The organism is Xanthomonas sp. LF06-19, from assembly GCF_034105425.1.
Taxonomy (GTDB): Bacteria; Pseudomonadota; Gammaproteobacteria; order Xanthomonadales; family Xanthomonadaceae; genus Xanthomonas_A; species Xanthomonas_A sontii.
In genome coordinates this window covers 305,497-325,010 of sequence record NZ_JAXGGH010000002.1, presented here as the reverse complement: position 1 = coordinate 325,010, position 19,514 = coordinate 305,497, and the positions used below count along the sequence as shown (strand labels likewise).

18 protein-coding genes are annotated in these 19,514 nt (G+C 68.9%); 9 read left to right on the top strand and 9 right to left on the bottom strand.

What is annotated here, in order from left to right; translation table 11 throughout:
- Position 1: 1 nt before the first annotated feature.
- From SLW55_RS05440 to SLW55_RS05430, 3 genes are read right to left on the bottom strand one after another with little or no spacing between them, the layout of a single operon-like run.
- On the bottom strand, positions 2–1,564 hold the full coding sequence (locus SLW55_RS05440; protein WP_320744785.1) for a monovalent cation/H+ antiporter subunit D: 1,563 nt from the start codon (positions 1,562–1,564) through the stop codon (positions 2–4).
- Positions 1,561–1,926 (bottom strand): Na+/H+ antiporter subunit C, encoded by a 366-nt coding sequence (locus SLW55_RS05435; RefSeq protein ID WP_017908199.1) that lies wholly within the window; start codon positions 1,924–1,926, stop codon positions 1,561–1,563. The genes SLW55_RS05440 and SLW55_RS05435 overlap by 4 nt, the downstream gene beginning before the upstream one ends.
- Positions 1,926–4,757 carry a monovalent cation/H+ antiporter subunit A gene (locus tag SLW55_RS05430; protein ID WP_295968982.1) on the bottom strand — a complete coding sequence of 944 codons (2,832 nt, stop codon included), beginning with the start codon at positions 4,755–4,757 and terminating at the stop codon, positions 1,926–1,928. Before SLW55_RS05430 ends, SLW55_RS05435 begins: the two co-directional genes overlap by 1 nt.
- 445 nt (positions 4,758–5,202) lie before the next feature.
- Between SLW55_RS05430 and SLW55_RS05425 the strand changes: the two genes are divergently transcribed.
- A complete protein-coding gene (locus SLW55_RS05425; RefSeq protein WP_295910041.1) occupies positions 5,203–6,138 on the top strand; it encodes an NAD-dependent epimerase/dehydratase family protein in 936 nt (311 codons plus the stop codon).
- A gap of 115 nt (positions 6,139–6,253) precedes the next feature.
- Here SLW55_RS05425 and SLW55_RS05420 read toward each other — a convergent pair whose 3' ends face one another.
- The 6 genes from SLW55_RS05420 to SLW55_RS05395 form a co-directional block, all read right to left on the bottom strand.
- Positions 6,254–6,736: an Mpo1-like protein gene (locus SLW55_RS05420; protein WP_152236627.1), complete on the bottom strand. Its 483-nt coding sequence runs from the start codon at positions 6,734–6,736 to the stop codon at positions 6,254–6,256.
- A gap of 464 nt (positions 6,737–7,200) precedes the next feature.
- Positions 7,201–8,982, bottom strand: a complete 1,782-nt coding sequence (locus SLW55_RS05415; RefSeq protein ID WP_320744784.1) for a peptidoglycan-binding protein — start codon at positions 8,980–8,982, stop codon at positions 7,201–7,203.
- Between the two features lie 70 nt (positions 8,983–9,052).
- Entirely contained in the window at positions 9,053–9,586 is a 534-nt protein-coding gene (locus tag SLW55_RS05410) for a hypothetical protein (RefSeq protein ID WP_152239025.1), read from the bottom strand.
- Positions 9,587–9,929: 343 nt separating this feature from the next.
- Entirely contained in the window at positions 9,930–10,412 is a 483-nt protein-coding gene (locus tag SLW55_RS05405; RefSeq protein ID WP_267098781.1) for a hypothetical protein, read from the bottom strand.
- A 150-nt stretch (positions 10,413–10,562) separates the two neighbouring features.
- Positions 10,563–11,243 carry a hypothetical protein gene (locus SLW55_RS05400; RefSeq protein WP_320744783.1) on the bottom strand — a complete coding sequence of 227 codons (681 nt, stop codon included), beginning with the start codon at positions 11,241–11,243 and terminating at the stop codon, positions 10,563–10,565.
- A gap of 170 nt (positions 11,244–11,413) precedes the next feature.
- Positions 11,414–12,340: a phosphoribosylaminoimidazolesuccinocarboxamide synthase gene (locus SLW55_RS05395; RefSeq protein WP_209030213.1), complete on the bottom strand. Its 927-nt coding sequence runs from the start codon at positions 12,338–12,340 to the stop codon at positions 11,414–11,416.
- A gap of 142 nt (positions 12,341–12,482) precedes the next feature.
- Between SLW55_RS05395 and SLW55_RS05390 the strand changes: the two genes are divergently transcribed.
- The 8 genes from SLW55_RS05390 to SLW55_RS05355 all read left to right on the top strand — a co-directional run bounded on the left by SLW55_RS05390 (position 12,483) and on the right by SLW55_RS05355 (position 19,469).
- Entirely contained in the window at positions 12,483–12,815 is a 333-nt protein-coding gene (locus tag SLW55_RS05390; protein ID WP_010341396.1) for a DnaJ domain-containing protein, read from the top strand.
- A 9-nt stretch (positions 12,816–12,824) separates the two neighbouring features.
- A complete protein-coding gene (gene rpe, locus SLW55_RS05385; protein WP_152236626.1) occupies positions 12,825–13,493 on the top strand; it encodes a ribulose-phosphate 3-epimerase in 669 nt (222 codons plus the stop codon).
- Position 13,494: 1 nt separating this feature from the next.
- Entirely contained in the window at positions 13,495–13,977 is a 483-nt protein-coding gene (locus SLW55_RS05380) for a GNAT family N-acetyltransferase (protein ID WP_267098779.1), read from the top strand.
- Between the two features lie 217 nt (positions 13,978–14,194).
- On the top strand, positions 14,195–15,133 hold the full coding sequence (gene yegS, locus SLW55_RS05375) for a lipid kinase YegS (protein ID WP_267098778.1): 939 nt from the start codon (positions 14,195–14,197) through the stop codon (positions 15,131–15,133).
- A gap of 406 nt (positions 15,134–15,539) precedes the next feature.
- Positions 15,540–17,015, top strand: coding sequence for an anthranilate synthase component I (trpE, locus tag SLW55_RS05370; RefSeq protein ID WP_026144605.1), 1,476 nt, complete (start codon positions 15,540–15,542; stop codon positions 17,013–17,015).
- Positions 17,012–18,085: an aminotransferase class I/II-fold pyridoxal phosphate-dependent enzyme gene (locus SLW55_RS05365; RefSeq protein ID WP_267098776.1), complete on the top strand. Its 1,074-nt coding sequence runs from the start codon at positions 17,012–17,014 to the stop codon at positions 18,083–18,085. The genes trpE and SLW55_RS05365 overlap by 4 nt, the downstream gene beginning before the upstream one ends.
- 27 nt (positions 18,086–18,112) lie before the next feature.
- Positions 18,113–18,880: an SIMPL domain-containing protein gene (locus SLW55_RS05360; protein ID WP_267098992.1), complete on the top strand. Its 768-nt coding sequence runs from the start codon at positions 18,113–18,115 to the stop codon at positions 18,878–18,880.
- 10 nt (positions 18,881–18,890) lie between these two features.
- Positions 18,891–19,469: an aminodeoxychorismate/anthranilate synthase component II gene (locus SLW55_RS05355; protein ID WP_152236621.1), complete on the top strand. Its 579-nt coding sequence runs from the start codon at positions 18,891–18,893 to the stop codon at positions 19,467–19,469.
- Positions 19,470–19,514 lie beyond the last annotated feature (45 nt).

Genomic DNA, 19,514 nt, shown 5'->3' with positions numbered 1-19,514 from the left:
GTCAGGGCTCCCGCAGGATCGGCGCGGTGCCGCGCAGCTGGGTGGTGTAGTCGGCCGGGTGCAGCAGTTGTGCGGCGGCGGCCTCGCTGTAGCGCAGCAGCGGCCCGGCCGCCACGGTCATCGCCACGCCGTAGCCGAGCAGCAGCACGGTGGCGGCGGTTTCCAGCGGCCGTGCCGGCGCCTTGCGCGGCGCCGGGCGCGGCAATTCCACGGTGCCGTCCTCGGCCGTGTCCTGGTCGCCGGGCACGCGCCAGAACAGGCGCACGCCGCCGCGGGTCAGGCCCATGATCACCATCAGGCTGCTGAGCAGCACCGCGGCCCACACCGGCGCGGTCAGCCCGCCCGGCGTCGCGCTCAGGATCGCCACCTTGGCCAGGAAGCCGGACAGCGGCGGCAGCCCGGCCACCGAGATCGCCGCGATCAGGAACAGCACGCCGGGCACGGTCTTGCCCGGCAGCGGCGCGATGATCTCCTTGCGGTCGCTGGCGCCGCCGCGGCGACGCCGGATCAGGTCGGCGATCATGAACAGCGCCGCGGCGACGAAGCTGCTGTGCGCCAGGTAATACAGCCCGGCGCCGAGCGTGCCGGCTGAGTCCAGCGCGAAGGCCACGAACAGCGTCGCCGCCGACACGATCACCAGGTAGCCGATCAGCACCCGCAGGCGCACCGCCGCCAGCACGCCCAGCGCGGCCAGCAGCAGCGTCGCCAGGCCCAGCCACAGCAGCCAGTCGCGGCCATAGCCGTCCAGCGCCTGTGCCTGGCTGCCGAGGATCAGCGTGCTCACCCGCAGCACCGCGTACAGGCCGACCTTGGTCATGATCACGAACAGCGCCGCCACCGCCGCCGGCGCGCGCGCATAGGTTTCCGGCAGCCACAGGTACAGCGGCAGCAGCGCGGCCTTGGCGCAGAACACCAGCAGCAACAGGCCGAACGCGGCCTTGATCAGCGCCACGTTATGCGGCGGCGCCTGCGCCACGCGCTGCGACAGCTCGGCCATGTTCAACGAACCGAGCAGCGCGTACAGCAGGCCCAGCGCGATCAGGAACACGGTGGAGGAGGTGACGTTGAACACCACGTAGTGGAAGCCCACGCGCAGGCGCAGGCCACGCCCGCCGCTGAGCAGCAGGCCGTAGGAGGCGATCAGCATCACCTCGAAGAACACGAACAGGTTGAACACGTCGCCGGTCAGGAACGCGCCGTTGAGGCCGACCAGCTGGAACTGGAACAGCGCATGGAAATGCGGCGCGCGCCGGTCCCAGCCGGCGCAGGCGTGCAGCAGGCAGGCGCCGGCGAGCAGGGTGGTGGTCGCCAGCATCCATGCCGACAGGCGATCGGCCATCAGCACGATGCCCAGCCGCGAGGGCCAGTCGCCGAGCAGGTAGGCATGGACCTGGCCGTCGCTCACCTGCACGCACAGCGCCAGCACCGCCGCGGCCAGCGCCGTCATCGCGGTCCACGCCACCGCGCGGCGCACCTTGCGGCCGTAGCGGCGGTGCTCGGCGAACAGCGACAGCGCCGCGCCGAGCAAGGGGATCAGGATCGGCAGGATCAGCAGATGGGTCATGGCGCCTCCCCGTCGGCGGGATCGGGGTCCGGGCGCGCATCGACGTGGTCGCTGTGGTTGTCGCCGCGGCTGCGCATCGCCAGCACGATGCTCACCGCGGTCATCGCGAAGGCGATCACGATCGCGGTCAGCACCAGCGCCTGCGGCAGCGGATCGGCGTGCTCGGCCAGGGTCGGGGCGATGCCGTCGCGCAGCACCGGCGCCTTGCCCTGCACCAGCCGGCCGCCGGCGAAGATCAGCAGATTGGTGGCGTAGGACAGCACGGTCATGCCCAGGATCACGTCGAAGCTGCGCGCGCGCAGCAGCAGATACACGCCCACCGCGGTCAGCACCCCGATCGCGCTCGCCAGTGCCAGTTCCATCAGTGCATCTCCCCGGTGATGGGCGAACGCCGCGTCGGGTCGATCTGCCCGCGCTGCGAGTCGCGGGTACGCGAGGGCTTGATCGTGCCCATCATCGACAGCGTCAGCATGGTGCCGCCGAACACCACCAGATACACGCCGGTATCGAAGACCAGCGCGCTGGCCAGCGGGACCGTGCCGATCAGCGGCAACTGCAGATCCAGATGGCCGCTGGTGAGGAACGGCACGCCGAACAGCATCGAGGCCATGCCGCCGAGCGTGGCCAGCAGCAGACCCAGGCCGATGCAGCGGATGTAGTCGAAGCCGAAGCGCGACTCCACCGAGGCCGCGCCCTGGATCACGTACTGCATCAGCAGCGGCACCGCCAGCACCAGCCCGGCGATGAAGCCGCCGCCGGGCGCGTTGTGGCCGCGCAGGAACAGGAAGATCGACACGGTCAGGGTCAGCGGGAACATCAGCTGCGCCAGGTCGGCCGGCACCGGCAGCTTGATCGGCGGCCCGGGCATCACCTTCTCCGGTGCCATCCGCGCGCGCCGCAGCAGCGCATGCACCACCAGCGCGGCGATGCCGAACACGGTGATCTCGCCGAAGGTATCGAAGCCGCGGAAGTCCACCAGGATCACGTTGACCACGTTGCGGCCGTAGGCTTCGGGCAGCGCGCGCTGCAGCAGCTCGCCGGCCATCGTCGTCGCCGGCCGGGTCATCACCGAATACGCCAGCAGCGCCATGCCGCCGCCGGCGACGATCGCCAGGGCCGCATCGCGCCAGCGGCGCCAGCGCCGCGGTTCCGGCGGCGAGGCCTTGGGCAGGTAGTTCATGCCCAGCAGCATCAGCACCAGGGTCACCATCTCCACCAGCAACTGGGTCAGCGCCAGGTCCGGCGCCGACAGGAACACGAACACCAGGCTTACGCCCAGGCCGCTGCCGCCCAGCACCAGCACCGCCAGCAGCCGCTGCCGGTACAGGAACAGCGTGGACAGCGCGCAACTGAGGATCAGCAGCCACAGGCCCCAACCCAGCAACGGCATGCCCTGCGGCGCCGGCCACTGCTGCCACAGCGGCGGCGCCTGCAGCAGCGGTGCGGCCACGACGACCACCGCGGCCAGCACCAGCCAGCGCAGGCTGCGCTGCAGGCGGCCGTTGGCGAGCAGGCGGGTAAAGCGTGCGGCCACGCCGAACAGGGTCTGCACGTGCCAGTGGAACACGCGCTTGCCCAGCGAGCGGCGCACCTCGGTGTACAGCGCGGTCAGCCGGCGCAGCCCGAAATACAGCGCCACGCCGCCGACCACGCCGGCGATGCTCATCGCCAGCGGCGCGTTCCAGCCGTGCCAGACGGCCAGGCTGTAGTCGGGCAGGGCGTTGCCCAGGATCGCGCCGGCGGCGCTGCGCAGCACCGGTGCCACGGTCAGCGCCGGCACGATGCCGACCGCCACGCACACCAGCACCAGGATCTCCACCGGAATCTTCATCCAGCGCGGCGGCTCGTGCGGCATCGTCTCCAGCCGGCGCGGGCCGTGGCCGAAGAAGGTCTCGTAGACGAAGCGCAGGCTGTAGGCCACGCCGAACACGCCGGCCAGCAGCGCCGAGGTCGCGGTGAACACCCGCATCGCCGCCGGGCCGTCGGCGCCCAGCGCCTCGGCGAAGAACATCTCCTTGGACAGGAAGCCGTTGAGCAGCGGGATGCCGGCCATCGAAAGCGAGGCGGTGATCGCCAGCGCGCTGGTGATCGGCATCCAGCGGCGCAGGTTGCCGAGCCGGCGCATGTCGCGGGTGTGGGTTTCGTGGTCGATGATGCCGGCGGCCATGAACAGCGAAGCCTTGAACACCGCATGGTTGAGGATGTGGAACACGCCGGCCACCACCGCCATCGGCGTGGACAGCCCGAACAGCATGGTGATCAGGCCCAGGTGCGAGATCGTCGAATACGCTAGCAGGCCCTTGAGGTCGTGCTGGAAGATCGCGAACCAGGCGCCGGTGAGTAGGGTCACCGCGCCGATGCCGCTGACCGTGTAGAAGAACAGGTCGCTGCCGGCCAGCGCCGGATGCAGCCGCGCCAGCAGGAACACCCCGGCCTTGACCATCGTCGCCGAGTGCAGATACGCCGATACCGGGGTGGGCGCGGCCATCGCGTGCGGCAGCCAGAAATGGAACGGGAACTGCGCGCTCTTGGTGAAGATGCCGAGCAGGATCAGCCCCAGCGCCCACGGATACAGCGCGCTGGCGCGGATCGCATCGCCGGCGGCGAGCACCGCGTCGAGTTGGTAGCTGCCGACGATGCGCCCGAGCAGCAACACGCCGCCGAGCAGCGCCAGGCCGCCGCCGCCGGTGATCACCAGGGCCATGCGCGCGCCGTCGCGCGCATCCTGGCGGTGCGACCAGAAGCCGATCAGCAGGAACGAACTGATGCTGGTCAGTTCCCAGAACACCATCAGCAGCAACAGGTTGCCGGCGATCACCATGCCCAGCATCGCGCCCATGAACAGCAGCAGGTAGGCGTAGAAGCGCGCGGCGTTCTCGCGCGGGCTCAGGTAGTAGTGCGCGTACATCACCACCAGCGCGCCGATCGCCAGCACCAGGCCGGCGAACATCCAGGCCAGGCCGTCCAGGCGCAGCGAGAACTGCAGGCCGATCTGCGGCAGCCAGGCGTGGTCGGCACGGACGATGCCGCCTTCGAGCACCGTGGGCGTCAGCGCGCCGAGCACCGCCAGGCCCGCCAACGGCGCCAGCGCCGCGGCCCAGGCCAGGGTGGCGCGTGAGCGGTGGCGCAGGGCGACGACGGCCGCCGCCATCAGAAACGGCAAGGCCAGCAGGAGGTCGAGGGCTGGGATCATGCAGGGAATACGAGATTCGCGAGCAGGAGCCCGAGTGTAACAGGCGCGTCACGGCGGTGGCCGGCGCGGGAACGGAAGGCGTGCACGGTCATGCCGACAGCGTAGCGGTGCGCAGGTGATGCGCTTGCGAGTGCGGGTGGGAGGGGAGTGATCGAACGCTGGCGCTGCGCGATGCGCCACACGCCATGCGCGGCGCGCGCTCGCGTGTGGCGCAAGCATCGCCGTGGGTGAGCGGGTTCTCCAGCGCGTCGCGCGTCGCTCTCCATCCGGGTGCTGGTGCGTGCGGCCGTACCAGGTCGCCGGTGCGCTTGGCGATCGTTGGCGGCTGCGTGTGTCCGCGCCACGTGTCGCCTTGTCCGCTTCCACCGGCCGTCGCATGCCGTGCAGCGTGCGGATGCCGCGTGATCCCAGCCGCAAACGGCGGCGTACGCACTATCCTGTGCCGATGACCGATTCGCTCGCCGCTGCCTCCGCTTCTCCGACGACCGTCGCGCCACCGCGCATCGCACTGGTGTTCGGCGGCAGCGGCCAGATCGGTGAGCGCCTGCTGCACCGCCTGCTGGCCGACGGGTGGGAGGTGCACGCCTACTCCCGGCAGGCGCGCGCGGCGCATCCCGGCCTGCACTGGCATGCCGGCGAACTCAGTGCGCTGCAGGCGCCACCGGTGGCGGCGGAGGTGGTGTTCAGTTGCGGGCCGCTGGACGCTTTCGCCGACTGGTATCGGCGCGCCCCCGTCGCCGCTTCGCGCGTGGTCGCCTTCGGCTCCACCAGCCTGGAGGTCAAGCGCGACTCGCTGGACGCCGCCGAACGCGACGTCGCCCGGCGCCTGCGCGAGGCCGAAGCCATCGTGTTCGCGGTGGCCGCCGAACGCGGCGCGGCGGCGACGGTGTTGCGGCCGACCCTGGTCTACGGCGCCGGCCGCGACCGCACCCTCAGCGCGATCGCGGCACTGGCGCGGCGCACCGGCTGGTTCGTGCTGCCGCGCAGCGCCAGCGGCCTGCGCCAGCCGGTGCACGTGCAGGACCTGGCCGACGCGGCGCTGGCGGTGCTGGCGCACCCGGCCACGCACGGGCGCAGCTACGCCCTCGGTGGCGGCGAGACGCTCAGCTACCGTGAGATGGTGCGGCGGGTGCTGGCCGCGCTGCGGCCGCCGGCGCGGCTGCTATCGCTGCCACATGCGGCGTTCGCGTTGGCGCTGACGCTGGCCCACGCCTGCGGCCGCCTGCAGGGCATGAACCGCGCCGCGCTGCAGCGCATGCGCGAGGACCTGGCATTCGACCTGCAACCGGCGCAGCAGGATTTCGGCTACGCGCCGCGCGCCTTCGCGCCGGATGCGGCGATGTTGGGCCTGGAGGCCGGGGACACGGCGCAGCACGGCTGACACGGCGTCGCGTCCTCGCTGGCGCGATGCGAACAGCGCGTAGGCGCGGCGGGTGGAGGAATTCCGGCAGCGCCTGCGTCCGCCTGGCGATGCGCGGTGGTGGTGCTGGCCGCGCTCAGTAGCGCCAGTGCATGCGCCGGTACAGCTTGGCCAGCACCCAGGCCGGGCCGATCAGCAGATAGGTCAGATCGGTGAGGAAGCTGGGTCGGTGGCCTTCCAGCGCATGTCCGATGAACTGCGCGATCCAGGCCACCACGAACACGCCGATCGCCAGCCACAGCAGCCCCTGCAGGCCCAGGTGCGCCTCCAGCAGCCGGCACAGACAGCCGCAGAAGAAGAACGCCGCCAGCATGCCGTAGCCCAGCGGGCGCGACAGGCGGTTGTAGTACATCCATGCCGCGAACATGCCCAGCGCCGCCCACAGCCCGCTCTGGAACCAGGTGCCGCCGACCGGGATGCACCACAGCAGGGCCACCACCGACCACAGGATCGCCGGCACCGCGACCACGTGGATGCGCTGGTTGGCGGCATTGCGGTGATCGTCGGAATAGCTGGCGAAATAGCGGTCGATCGGGCGCGCGTAGGCGGTGGTATCCATCTTCCCTCCCAGGAACCGCTCCAGCATAGCGCCATCGCCGGCGCGATGCGGAGACACCGCGCCGTGGATCCGGCAACGCAGGCAGCGATTGCCCGCAGCACGGCGCCTTGCCCGCTTGCTGGTCGCGCCCGACACCGTCCATGTCCTCGCCCAGCGCAGCGCAGATGAGGCCGTGCCCAGCGGAGCGACCTTTCGGAGCCTCCAGGAACGTTGGGAAATGTCCTGTGGGAGCGGCTTCAGCCGCGACGGGCTTTGCCGGGAACATCCCGTCGCTCCCGCAAGGCAACGTGCATCCGGTTCGATCGTGCCGGATGCAGGGGGATGAGAGGTGCTCGCTTCGTTTCGACGAACGGCGTCTGAGATGCGTCGGACGCCGCACGACCGGTCAGCGCAGGCACGCGGTGGCGTCGCCGATCGGGGGCGATCGCGCTGTCGGCACGATCGCCCCGCCACGGCTTGGCGACTCAGGCGCGGGCCATGCTCTTGTTCGTCTCCTGCTGCTGCTCCCGCTGCACCGACTCCTGCTGCTGCGCGGACTGGCGAGCCAGTTGTGCGCTGGTCTGCTCCAGCGGCGGTGCTTGCTGCTGCAGATCCACCACCGCACGGAAGCCCGGCGTGGTCCCGGCGACGAAGGCCGTTTCACCCCGCATGCTGACTTCCTTCAGCTTGTCCGGGTGGTCGATCCCGGCCTGCTTGGCCTGCAGGGTCAGGTTGGCCACGGCTTCGTTCGACAGCTTGGCGTGTTGCGGATCGGCCTGCTTGGCGGCGCGATCGGCCTCCGTGCGCATCTTGTCGTACAGCGGCGTATCCGGATGTCCCGGCTCGCCGAGCTGCGGGCCTTTCGCCGGCTTGGCCTGGGCCTGCTCGGCGGCGGCCAGCCCGGCCCGGGTGTCGCGGCCGACGATGCCGTCCTGGGTGAGGCCGCGCTGTTTCTGCAGGGCCGTTACCGCTTCGTGGGTGTTGTCGCCGAAGCGGCCGTCCTCGGCCAGCGGGCGGCCCTGCGCGTCGCGGATGCCGAGGCGATTGAGGTGCTGCTGCAACTCGCGCACTTCCGAGCCGTGGTCGCCCTGACGCAGCGTGCCGTTGCCGCGCTGGGCCTGATCGCGCGCAGACGCGTCGACCTGCTGGCCGCGGTTCCACCACGTCTCCGGGCTGACGGCTTTCCCATTCGCATCGTGCATCTGGTAATGCACGTGCTGCGCGTACTGGTTCGCCCCATTCGGGCCGCGTCCGCCCATGGTGCCGATCGGATCGCCGGCGCGCACGGTATCGCCTTCTTTCACCGAGCGTGAATCCAGATGCAGGATTTCGTGCGAGTTGCCCTGCGCGTCGCGGATCTTCACCGTGCCGTACTGGCCGCCGGAGAAGGTCACCGTGCCGGAGATCGGTGCGTGCACCGTCGGGTGCTGCCGGTTGATGCCGGTCTGGCCGCCTTCGTAGTTGAAGTCGGTGCCGCCGTGCGGGCCGCGGGCGCGCTGTTCGCCGTAGTGCCCGGTGATGTGCGGATCGACCTTGCCCTGGCTGGGCAGCATGCGTTCCATCGTCTGCTGGAAGTTGCTGTGAGACGCCCCTGCGTTGGCGGTCGCCGGACGATGGCCCTGCGTGGGTGCAGCCACGGGCTCACCCAGCCGTCCCGCTGCCAGGTTCTGCATCAACTCGGGTGTCAGCGTTCGTTGCCAGTGTTCGAAACGCCTCTCGCGATCCGCCAGGCCGTTCGGTGGGTTGGCGCCGTTGATGGTGGCACCCGCGTTTTGGACGCTGTTGCGCTGTTCCTCGGGAACTTTCTGCTGCCAGTACCAAGTGGCGATGCGCGAGGCGTTCTCGGGCTGAGATGCCAGTTCTGGCCGATTGACCAGATCCAGCCCCAACGCCTCGCCAGCCGCGCGGTACTGCGCCTTGCCGGTCAATTGCATGTAGCCACGGCCGTGATACAGATAGCCGTCTCCCGGCTGATCGTTGCCGAGATCCCGTCGATTGCCGTACATGAGTTCGCCGAGCCGTTCGGGTCGTCCCCTGAGCGCCTCGACGCGCGCGCTTTCGAGCGCCTCCGGCCCTTCGCGCAACGCAGAACGCACATTGGCCGTGATCTGTCCGATTCCCTTGGTGTAATTGAAGCTTTCCTCAAGCCTGGAAAGTCCGCCGGACTCATGGCCCACCTGCGCCATGAAATTCGCCAGTTCCCTGGGCTGTGTGATGCCGGCCGCGTAGGCGGCGCGGAGCATCTGGTTCTCTCTGTCTGTTGCCATGGTGTAGCTCCTCATTTCTCAGCAACGTGATGGACGGACCATCCATGTCCGCGGAAACCATTACTTCCCTTTAATTCTTGTCTGGTGCGCCCTCTTCCAGTGGGGCGACCTTGGGTAGCTTGGCGGGGTCGAAATCCGCGAATGCCACCTGCCCGAAATCTTTGGCCGTCAGTTCCAATTGCTTATGTTGTTCTGATTGCGTATCGGTGAGTTCGCGTACCACCTTGTCCAGCAGCCAGGTTTTGCTGTCAGGCGCATAGCGAAAAGTGAAGTCGTCAGCCCAGCGCTCGCGCGAGCCGCCCGAGATGGAGATGGTGAATTGCCCTTTCTCGATCCGCGAAAACGCATAAGGATCGCCGGCCATGCCGCCGCAGTTCGCGCATGGGACGATATGCGCATTCTCCGCGGCCTTGTGCAGCTCTCCACGTTCATTCTGGGTCAGCAGGATCACCGTTCTTGGCGCGCCCTGACCCAACTTCTCGCCCGCGGGCGATGGGGGGGAAACGACCAGTAATGCATCTGACCGACCGGTGCCGGTGAGGTCGCCCCGGAGCGTGTCCACGGCCTCCATGCCAGCAGGAACGAAGGATGCGACATTTTGCACAGGAGCACTCCCTTGCTGGTTGGCGGTGGCGTTCTGCCCCTGGTTTTGCTGACTAGGGGAGGGAGACTGCTGCGGGGTGTCTCGCATGTCGGCAGACTTGCCGTCCGCGGGCGCACCTCCGCAGGCTACCAATGCCAGGGCGAGGAGAGGCGAAGAGAACTTCAGGAAATGCACGCGAATTCCTCTTTTAGGTTCAATTTCCACCCAGTGAGGCGGGCATATACGTACTGCTCCGCAGTTTCTGGGCGCGAGTGTTGGATAGACGGCGGACGTTTGTGGCGCGATAGGTGGAACGGCGTTGCGCTGGCGAATAAGCATCCATGCGGGTCTCCTGGGGCCGCGACTACAACGCCTGATCGTCGACCTTCACCAGCGTCCAGCACGGCTTCTGTGCGAACTGGTAGACCTGCTGGTCGCCGGTATCGGGAGTGCGCACCATGACTTGCCGGCCCTCGGCGTTCTGCGTCACCACGACCTCGCGTCCGCCTTTGCGGGCCGCATCCAGGTTCGGGATCACCGGCCATTCGACCTCGGCCAGGGGCACGTTGCGGGTCACCGGCGCCGGTTCCGGCTGCGCGTCCGGGTCGATGTGGATCATCGTCAACGGGTTGGCGGTCGCCTTCTCCTGGACCGCGATGTCGGCGCTGAAGCGCTTGAGGAAGGCATCGAAATCGGCGTCCTGGCAACGCGGGGCGGCTGCGGCAGGTGCGGCCTGCGTGGGCGCGGCCGTCGCCGCGGCCACCGTGGAGCCAGCCGGTTGCACCTTGCACGCGACCAGGGCCGCGGCCAATGCCAGGGACGTCAGAATGGGGCGTGCGATAGCCAACGGATCCTCCTGATCGGGTCGAGCGGGCAATCGCCCTTCGGGCGGGTGAGTTTAGTTCACCAGGATCATCATGTCGTGAAGCCGAACCGGGACATTGTCGGGGATCTACCGGCAGCGAACGTCAGGGCTGTAAGCAGCGTGGCGAAAGGATCACAGTCCATTCGAGAACACATCCAGCTTCCGCGGTTCGATCCATCCTTGCGCACAATCGCCTTCAGGACGCGCATTGCCTGCAATGGTGCAGTGTTTGCCCTGTTTGCGCTGTGTCACGAAGTCGATTGGGCGCTCGCCATACTGATTGCAAATGGGCTTGCCGTTGCATGCGCCGACGCTGGCGGGAGGGACGGCGACCACGTAGTAGTAGGCTGCCTGTTGACCCGCATGCGCGTTCGCCAGAATGCAGACGAACTGTCCATCCGAAAGCTTGGCGGTGACCTGCACCTTGCTGCCGGTGACGGGTAGGGCATCCAGAAGTGTCGCGTCGCGTTCGGCCACGCCTGCGAAGTTTCCGTCTGCGCCACAGTCTGGAGACACGTCGACGTCGTAGAAATCGCCAGCGTCCATGTTGCCCGCTACGCAGCCGTTGCCCTTGGCCGCATTCTCACAACGAAGGTGCAAGGACTCGGCCAGTGCTGCAACGCCGTCATCCTGATGGGCCGTCTGCGATGCGGTGGACGCGCGAACGGGGGCGGCCTTGTCCGAAGATGCAGTGCGAGCGGATGCGTCAGCGGCGGGACTTGCGGTTGTCGACGCATCGGTCTGCCTAGGGCTGCAGGCAGCCAGCGCCATGACAAGCGTGAGGGCTGCAAAAAGCGGGGGCGAACTAGCCAACGGATCCTCCTGATCGGGTCGCGCGCACGAGCGCTCGCGCGGGTGCCGGAGTCTAGCCGGCCAGGATGCTCCGGGTCGTGAAGCGGCGGGCATGGCGGTCGGTGCCCGCAAGGTGGCCGCCTTCCGCGACCACCCGTGACGCGCCGGGCATCCGGCGCGCGGCCCCACACTCAGTCGACCGAAATCCCCGCCAGCCGCTGCAGCGCCTCGGCGTACTTGGCGCGGGTGCGGTCGATCACGTCCTGCGGCAGGCGCGGGCCGGGCGCGGTCTTGCCCCAGTCCAGCGTCTCCAGGTAGTCGCGCACGAACTGCTTGTCGTAGCTCGGCGGGCTGGTCCCGACTTCGTACTGGTCGGCCGGCCAGTAGCGCGAGGAGTCCGGGGTCAGCATCTCGTCCATGATGTACAGGCGGCCGTCGGCGTCGGTGCCGAACTCGAACTTGGTGTCGGCCAGCAGGATGCCGCGTTCGGCGGCGAAGTCGGCGGCGAAGCGGTAGATGCGCAGGGTGGCGTCGCGCACGCGCTCGGCCAGTTCGGCGCCAACGGTCTTGACCATGGCGTCGAAGTCGATGTTCTCGTCGTGGTCGCCGACGGCGGCCTTGGTCGACGGGGTGAAGATCGGTTCGGCCAGCTTCTCGGCCTGGCGCAGGCCGTCGGGCAGTTCGATGCCGCTGACCTTGCCGGTGCGCTGGTAGTCCTTCCAGCCGCTGCCGATCAGGTAGCCGCGGGCGATGGCCTCCACCGGTACCGGCTTGAGCTTGCGGGTCACCACCGCGCGCTTGGCGTACAGCGCGGTGTCCACGCCCTCGGGCAGCACCGCGGCCACGTCGATGCCGGTGAGGTGGTTGGGCATCAGGTGCTCGGTCTTCTTGAACCAGAAGTTGGAGACCTGGCACAGCATCTCGCCCTTGCCCGGGATCGGGTCGGGCAGCACCACGTCGAAGGCGGAGAGGCGGTCGGTGGCCACCATCAGCAGGTAGTCGCCGGGCGGCGCATCGGCCGGCAGGCGCTCGCGGGGAATATCGAACACGTCGCGGACTTTGCCGCGGTGGCGCAAGGGCAGGCCGGGCAGATCGGATTGCAACAGCGTGGTGGACACAGGCACTCCTACGGACTTCGCAATGGCGACCGTCCCGGGACCCGGCGGGCCCGCGGCGGACGGCGGGCCGCGTAGTGTACGGCCGGAATGCCCCGCTGTGCCGTAAAATGGCCGGCCCTGACGCCGCGCCCGCCCTTGCCCCATGCCCTGGTACGGAAAACTGCTCGGCGCCATCGCCGGGGCCCTGCTGCTGCGGCCCACGCCGGTGCTGGGCGCGTTGATCGGGCTGCTGATCGGGCACGCCTTCGACGCCGACTGGTTCAAGCTGTCCCAGCGCGAGGATCCCTACCGGGAACTGGGCCTGACCCGCGACGCCACCGACGCCGAGATCGAACTGGCCTATCGCCGGCTGATGTCCCAGTACCACCCCGACAAGGTCGCCAGCGCCAGCCCCGAGCTGCGCGCCCGCGCCGAGAAGAAGGCCAGCCAGCTCAACACCGCCTACGACCGTATCCGCACCCTGCGCAAGCGCTGAGATCCCGCCATGTCCGACTGCATCATCTCCCCGTCCATCCTGTCCGCCGATTTCGCCCGCCTCGGCGAGGAAGTGGATGCCGTGCTGCGCGCCGGCGCCGACTGGATCCACTTCGACGTGATGGACAACCATTACGTGCCGAACCTCACCATCGGCCCGATGGTCTGCCAGGCGCTGCGCAAGCACGGCGTCACCGCGCCGATCGACGTGCACCTGATGGTGGAGCCGGTGGACCGGCTGATCCCGGATTTCGCCGAGGCCGGCGCCAGCATCATCAGCTTCCATCCCGAGGCCAGCCGCCACGTGCACCGCAGCATCCAGCTGATCAAGTCGCACGGCTGCAAGGCCGGCCTGGTGCTCAACCCGGCCACCCCGGTGGACATCCTCGACTGGGTGCTGGACGAGCTGGACCTGGTGCTGGTGATGTCGGTCAACCCGGGTTTCGGCGGCCAGGCCTTCATTCCCTCGGCGCTGGACAAGCTGCGCGCGATCCGCGCCCGCATCGACGCCAGCGGCAAGCCGATCCGGCTGGAGATCGACGGCGGGGTCAAGCCGGACAACATCGCCGCGATCGCCGCCGCCGGCGCCGACACCTTCGTCGCCGGCTCGGCCATCTTCAACGCGCCGGATTACGCCGAGGTGATCACGCAGATGCGCGCCGCGGTGGCGGGGCGCTGAGATGGCGGCGCTGCACATCCGCCCGGCGGTGGCCGACGATGCGTCGCTGATCCTGCGCCTGATCCGCGACCTGGCCCGCTACGAGCGCGCCGAGGACGCGGTGCAGACCGACGAGGCCGGCCTGCGCGCGACCCTGTTCGGCGCTGATGCCCGCGCGCAGGCGCTGATCTGCGAGGCCGACGGCCAGCCGATCGGCTACGCGGTGTATTTCTATAACTACTCCACCTGGCTCGGCCGCAACGGCCTGTACCTGGAAGACCTGTACGTGGACCCGGCGCACCGCGGCGTGGGCGCCGGCAAGGCGCTGCTGCAGCACCTGGCGCGGCAGGCGGTGGCCGAGGGCTGCGGCCGCTTCGAATGGTCGGTGCTGGACTGGAACCAGCCGGCGATCGACTTCTACGAAGCGGTCGGCGCCCGCGCGCAGGACGAGTGGACCGTCTACCGCCTGCAGGGCGAGGCGCTGGCCAGGTTCGCGGCCGGCTGAGCGGCGCCGGACGGCCAAAAGAAAAGAACCGCACCGTCGCCGGTGCGGCCCCTGGGAGAGAAATCGGAGGCTGATCCTGCCTCCATCCGTCTTCCTTGCTATGGCCTTCCATGTTCCGGACGCACGGTGACGTGCGTATGACAGCGCACCCGCCTGGATTCACGCATCGCGCATGCCGCGCCCGTTAGCCTGGGCGCCTCACCCCGGGATGGTTCGCATGGCTGCAGCGCATTGGCGTCTGATCCTCAACGGCAAATCGGCCGGCGACGAGGCGTTGCGCGAGGCGGTCATGGCCATGCGTACGCGCGGCGTGGCGCTGCAGGTGCGGGTGACCTGGGAGCAGGGCGATGCCGAGCGCTACGTGGCCGAAGCGGTGGCCGATGGTGCTGCGTGCATCGTCGCCGCCGGGGGCGACGGCACCCTCAGCGAGGTCGCCACGGCGCTGGCGCATCGCCAGGAACCGGCCGCGGCGTTGCCGGCCCTGGGCCTGGTGGCGCTGGGCACGGCCAACGATTTCGCCACGGCCACCGGCCTCCCGCTGCCGCCGCTGGAGGCGCTGGAGCTGATCGCCCGCACCACGGCGCAGCCGATCGACCTGTTGCGCATCGAGGCCGAGCACGGCCCGCACTGGTGCGCCAACGTCGCCAGCGGCGGCTTCGGCACCCAGGTCACGGTGGAGACCGACGAAGGCCTGAAGAAGATGCTCGGCGGGCTGGCCTACCTGGTCACCGGCATGAGCCGGCTGGGCCGGATCGATCCGATCCGGGCCCGCTTCGAAGGGCCGGACTTTGCCTGGGAAGGCGATTTCATCGCGCTCGGCCTGGGCAACGGCCGCCAGGCCGGTGGCGGCCAGGTGCTGTGCCCGGACGCGCTGCTCGACGACGGCCTGCTCGACCTGACCCTGGTGCCGGAGCTGACCGGCGAGGTCGCCGCGACCCTGGGCACCCTGGTCACGTCCGGCAAGCAGGCCGCGCTGGAGCGGGTGGCGGTGCGCGCGCGCCTGCCGTGGCTGCGGATCGAGGCGGCGCAGCCGCTGACCCTGAATCTGGACGGCGAGCCGGAAACCTCGCGCCACTTCCGCATCGACTGCGTGCCCGGGCGCCTGCGCATGCATCTGCCGCCGGACTCGCCGCTGCTGCAGGCGCCAGAGCGCTAACCGCAGGTCGAGGGCCAGCCCGAAGGCCGGCGCCCATGTGGGAGGGACTTCAGTCCCGACGCGCTGTCCTTACCGATCTCCGCAACACCGCGCTCGGTCGCGCCGTGGCAGGACGAACACGACGGATCACGGATGGGTGCGATGCGCGCCGAACAGCGCGCCCGAAGTCATGCGCCGCCTCCTGTGGGAGGGACTTCAGTCCCGACACGACGCCCTCGCCGACCGCTTCCGCACCGCACTCGATCGGTCGCGCCTGCAACCGTTGCCAGTCGCCGCAGTTGCGGTAAAGTAGCCGCCGTGTCCAGTCTGACGACCCCGCTTTCCTTCACTTCCGCTCGCCGTGCGTGGCGATGGTGGCCTGCAGCCGTCGTCCGCCCTGTCACCGAGTCCCGGAAGGAAAGCCGTCTTGATTACCCGCGAGCAGTTCCAGCGCTACGCCGCTGAAGGTCACACCCGCATCCCCGTCGTCCGCGAAGTGCTGTCCGACCTGGACACGCCGCTGTCGGTCTATCTCAAGCTCGCCGACGCCCCGCATACCTACCTGTTCGAATCGGTCGAAGGCGGCGAACGCTTCGGGCGCTACTCGATCATCGGCCTGCCGGTGCGTCGCGTGTACACCTTCCGCGGGCACACCCTGGAGGTGCGCGACCATGGCGAGCTGATCGAGCGCCGCGAGGTGGCCGATCCCTTTGCCGAGGTCGAAGCGCTGCGCGCCCAGCATGTGGTGCCCAAGCTGGCGGGCGTGCCCGGCTTCACCGGCGGCCTGGTCGGCTGGTTCGGCTTCGAATGCATCGGTTATATCGAGCCGCGCCTGGCCGGCGCCGTCGCCCGCGACGAGCTGGACACGCCTGACATCCTGCTGATGCTGTCCGAGGAAGTGGCGGTCTTCGACAACCTCAAGGGCCGCCTGTACCTGATCGTGCACGCCGACCCGGCCGAAGCCGACGCCTGGGAGCGCGCGCAGGCACGCCTGGATGCGCTCACCACGACGTTGCGACAGCCCGGCGCCGGCTACCCCGCGCCGCTGGCGCGCGATGTGCTGGACGAGAGCGACTTCGTCTCCGGTTTCACCCGCGAGGGCTTCATCGCCGCGGTGGAGAAATCCAAGGACTACATCCGCGCCGGCGACATCTTCCAGGTGGTGCTGAGCCAGCGCCTGAGCGTGCCGTTCACCGCGCGCCCGGTGGACGTGTACCGCGCGCTGCGCGCGCTGAATCCGTCGCCGTACATGTATTTCCTCGACGTCGGCGACACCCAGGTGGTCGGCTCCTCGCCGGAGATCCTGGTGCGGCTGGAGAACGGCCAGGTCACCGTGCGTCCGATCGCCGGCACCCGCCCGCGCGGCAAGACCCCGGAAGAGGACCAGGCGCTGGAGGCGGAACTGCTGGCCGATCCGAAGGAGCGCGCCGAGCACCTGATGCTGATCGACCTGGGCCGCAACGATGCCGGCCGGGTCTCGCAGGCCGGCAGCGTCGCGGTCGGCGAGCGCTTCGTGATCGAGCGCTACAGCCACGTCATGCACATCGTCAGCGAAGTCACCGGCACCCTGCTGCCCGGCCTCAGCTATGCCGACGTGCTGCGCGCCACCTTCCCCGCCGGCACCGTCAGCGGCGCGCCGAAGATCCGCGCGCTGGAAGTCATCCGCGAGCTGGAGCCGATCAAGCGCAACGTCTACGCCGGCAGCATTGGCTACCTCGGCTGGCACGGCGACGCCGATACCGCCATCGCCATCCGCACCGCGGTGATCAAGCACGGCCGCCTGCACGTGCAGGCCGGCGCGGGCATCGTCTACGACTCCGATCCGCAGACCGAATGGGACGAGACGATGAACAAGGGCCGCGCGCTGTTCCGTGCGGTCGCCGAAGCGGCGAAGGGGCTGTGAACGCCGCCGCATCGCCGCGGATCGGCTTCCGCAACGACTACAGCGAAGGGGCGCATCCGCGCGTGCTGGCCGCGCTGGCCGCCGCCAGTGTCGAGCAGAACGCCGGCTATGGCCTGGACCGGCACAGCGCGCGCGCCGCGCAGCTGATCCGTGCCGAGATCGGCTGCGCCGACGCCGACGTGCACCTGCTGGTGGGCGGCACCCAGACCAACCTCACCGCCATCGCCGCGTTCCTGCGCCCGCACCAGGCGGTGATCGCCGCGGCTTGCGGCCACATCGCCACCCACGAGACCGGCGCGATCGAGGCCACCGGCCACAAGGTGCTCACCGTGGACGCGGCCGACGGCCGGCTCACGCCGGAGCGAATCGCGCCGCTGCTGGCCGAGCACGGCAACGAGCACATGGTGCAGCCGCGGTTGGTCTACGTGTCCAACACCACCGAGGTCGGCACGATTTACCGCAAGCACGAACTGCAGGCCTTGCGCGCGTTCTGCGACGCGCATAGCCTGCTGCTGTTCCTGGACGGCGCGCGCATCGGCAGCGCGCTTACCGCCGCGGGCAATGATCTGCGCATGGCCGACGTCGCCGCGCTGACCGACGCGTTCTACATCGGCGGCACCAAGAATGGTGCGCTGCTCGGCGAGGCGCTGGTGATCCTCAACCCGGTGTTGAAAGCGGATTTTCGCTACCTGCTCAAGCAGCGCGGCGCGCTGCTGGCCAAGGGCATGGTGCTGGGCACGCAGTTCGCCGCGCTGTTCGAGGACGGGCTGTTCTACGAACTGGCCGCGCATGCCAACCGCATGGCCGCGCGGCTGCGTGACGGATTGACCGCCGCCGGTGCGCAGTTCGCCTCGGATTCGCCGACCAACCAGCTGTTCGTGATCCTGCCTGCCGCCGCGGTCGAGACCCTGGCACAGCGCTACGACTTCGAGCGCTGGCAGGTACTGGGCGACGGCCGTTGGGTGATCCGCTTCGTGACCTCGTGGGCGACGCAGGCCGATGCGGTCGACACGTTGATCGCGGATTTCGCCGCGCTGATCCACTCCGGCACGCCGCGTGCGGCCGGCTGACATTCCGCCAAGGAGAGGAAGATGAAAATCCGTACGCTCGTTGCCTGGGCCTTTGCCGCGGTGCTGGTCTTGCCGGCCGTCGCCAGCGCGCAGGTCAACAGCCTGCCGTCGCAGCCGCATTTGTTGGTGAAGGGGGAGGCGCAGCGCGAGGTGGTGCCGGACAGGTTCTCGCTACGCATCAACCTGCGCGCTGTGGATATGCAGCCCGACCTTGCTCGCAAGCGAATCCAGGCATCGGCGGAGCAGATTCTTTCAGCACTCAAAAGGAATCGTGCCTTGCAGGACAGCATCATGGCCTCCTCTTTGCAGATCCAACCCTCGTATCGCTTCTCGCCGCAAGGAGGAACTCAGGAGTTCGAGGGTACCGAGGTCAAGCGCAGCATTGGTGCCACGTTCCGGTCGCTCGACGATGCGCGCCAGTTCCTAAGCGGATTCAAGACCAGCCGTGAGGTCGAATTGTCTGGAATCCAGACTTCGTACAGCAAGGAGGACGAGATACGTATGCAGCTCAAGCGGGAAGCCGCCGAGCAGACCCGTGTTTCGGCAGAGGGGCTTGCCAAGGCCTATGGCGTTCGTATCCAGGGGCTTTACACCATCTCCGATGTCGCGCCTAGCTTTTCCTATGGCATCCAGGCTGGCACCTGGCCAGCCGCGCGCAACGTCCGCGCCGGCTTTGTGTCCTCTCCAGAGCCGCCTGCGCCAGCCAGCGACGTTGGCGCGATCGTCGACTCACTCGAAGCCGGCACCCTCACCCTCTCCGAAAACGTCTATGCGGTCTTCCTGATCGCGCAATGAGTCCTTCGCCATGCTGCTGATGCTGGATAACTACGACAGCTTTACCTACAACCTCGTGCAGTACCTGCAGGCGCTCGGCGCCGAGGTCAAGGTGGTGCGCAACGATGCGCTCAGCGTGGACGAGATCGAGCGCCTGGCGCCCGAGCGCATCGTCATCTCGCCGGGGCCGTGCACGCCGAACGAGGCGGGCGTGTCGCTGCAACTGATCGAGCGGCTGGGCCAGCGCACGCCGATCCTGGGCGTGTGCCTGGGTCACCAGAGCATCGGCCAGGTCTATGGCGGGCAGGTGGTGCGTGCCGGCACCATCATGCACGGCAAGACTTCGCGCATCCGTCACGAAGGCCGCGGCGTGTTCGCCGGCCTGCCGGACCGCTACGAGGCCACCCGCTACCACTCGCTGGTGGTGGAGAAGGCCACGCTGCCCGACTGCCTGGAAGTGACGGCCTGGACCGAACACGACGACGGCACGGTGGAGGAGATCATGGGCCTGCGCCATCGCCAGTTCCCGGTCGAGGGCGTGCAGTTCCATCCCGAGTCCATCCTCACCGAGCATGGCCACGCCTTGCTGAAGAACTTCCTGGAGCGCTGAGCGCGCCGCGCCGGCGTCGCCCACTTCCCGTCACTGCCGGACCCT